Origin of the sequence: Dyadobacter sp. 3J3, from assembly GCF_009801115.1 — a bacterium.
Taxonomy (GTDB): Bacteria; Bacteroidota; Bacteroidia; order Cytophagales; family Spirosomataceae; genus Dyadobacter.
On the sequence record NZ_VTOL01000045.1, the window covers coordinates 1 to 1,246 of the forward strand.

1 protein-coding gene is annotated in these 1,246 nt (G+C 41.6%); it reads left to right on the forward strand.

Going from position 1 to position 1,246, the window contains the following annotated elements; translation table 11 throughout:
- Positions 1-1,230 (forward strand): IS110 family transposase (locus FZF08_RS31415; RefSeq protein ID WP_159478878.1); only part of this gene is annotated, 1,230 nt, incomplete at its 5' end.
- Positions 1,231-1,246: the final 16 nt, after the last annotated feature.

A 1,246-nucleotide genomic window follows, 5' to 3' on the forward strand; every position in this document is an offset into this window, starting at 1 on the left:
TTCGGTGCCTTCACTTGTGATCTGATGGAAATTGTTTTGTGGTTAAAAAAATGCTCTATCGAAACAGTAGCGATGGAAAGTACAGGTGTATATTGGAAAAACCTGTTCAACATGCTGGTTCAAAATGGGTTTGAGGTTTATCTGGTTAATGCCAGACATACCCGTAATATTACAGGCAAGAAGACGGATGAAAGCGATGCCGCCTGGATACAGCGGTTGCATAGCTGCGGGCTTCTAAACACCTGCTTTTTGCCGGATGATCAAACAGAAACCCTGCGCAGCTTGGTCAGGCACCGCAGGAGCTTGACCAACGATAGCACCCGGTGTATTCTTCGGATTGAAAAGTCGCTGGAATTAATGAATCTGAAAATACATACAGTCATCAGTGATTTGACTGGGAAAACCGGTACTGCAATCGTAGAAGCAATCATAGCGGGAGAAAGAAAAGCGGAGAATTTTCTTCCATTAGTTGATCCACGTATTAAAGCGGATCAGGAAACGATACGTAAATCTTTGGAAGGAAACTGGCGTACGGAGCACTTGTTTTTAATAAAGCAATCTTACAGGATGTACCAGTTTATCCAGCAGCAAATTACGCTGTGTGAACAGGAGATAGAAATAGTATTGCAGCAATTGGTGGCGCGCAGTAATGACGGAGTCATAGAAAACCTGCCGGTAGAAGTTGCCGCTTCGGGTAAGAAGCCTAAAAAGAAAAAGTCTAAAAATCAGCCTGTGTTTAATACCCATGATTATTTAAAAAATATTTATGGAACAGACGTAATGGATATATACGGTATCAGTGAAACCGGTGCTTTGGAAATATTGGCAGAAACCGGTACTGATTTAAGTAAGTGGCCCACAGAAGAAAAGTTTGTGGGATGGCTGAATTTATGCCCAAACAGGAAAATATCCGGGGGTAAGTTAATCAGTAGTAAAGTATTAAAGAAAAAAGTAAATCCGGCAGCACAGGCATTCCGAATGTCTGCCAACAGTTTAAAATCAAGCAATCACTGGCTAGGCGATTTTTTTAGAAGAATGAGGGCCAAAGGTGGCCACAAGTATGCTATCGTAGCTACTGCAAGAAAACTGGCCATTATTTATTACCGGATGGTCCGGTACAAGCAGCCTTTTATTCCTTTCGACCAAGACGAATACAGAGAAAAATACAGATTGGCTAAAATTGCAAATTTAGAAAGGGCACTAAAAAGGCTTATGGCTGAGGCAGCATGAAGAAGTTATATAGTAG